The organism is Bradyrhizobium sp. LTSP857, assembly GCF_000938285.1.
Taxonomy (GTDB): domain Bacteria; phylum Pseudomonadota; class Alphaproteobacteria; order Rhizobiales; family Xanthobacteraceae; genus Bradyrhizobium.
Window position 1 is genome coordinate 1 of sequence record NZ_JYMS01000002.1, and the last position, 368, is coordinate 368.

The 368-nt window shown below is 69.8% G+C and carries 1 protein-coding gene; it reads right to left on the reverse strand.

What is annotated here, in order from left to right; genetic code table 11:
• Nucleotides 1-368: DUF1522 domain-containing protein (locus UP06_RS00010; RefSeq protein WP_044999569.1), on the reverse strand; the 368-nt coding region annotated here is incomplete at both ends.

Below are 368 nucleotides of genomic sequence, written 5' to 3' on the forward strand. Positions count from 1 at the left end.
TGATCGTCGCAGCACCTGCGGTGATCGAAGCCGTCCTCACGCCGCTCGCCAGATCGATCGCACTCAAGAGATCGTTGACGGTCGCAGTCGGCGTACCCGAGGTGCCGAGATAGACGGTGGTGTTGCCGCTGCCGTCGGTGACGAGGTTGCCGCTGACGCCCGAACCGGACGCAACCGCAGTGCTCGCCGGGGCAGCGCCCGCACGGAAGGTGATGGTCTTGCCGTTGACGGTCAGCGTGTCGCCGTCGGCGGGCTGGGCGTTGCCGGCCAGGCCGGTCGCACTGGTGCCGCTGGCGGCGATCAGGGTGATGGTGCCAGTCAGGGCGGTGGTGCCGCCGGCGCCGGTCGTTGCCGTCGAACCCGTCAGG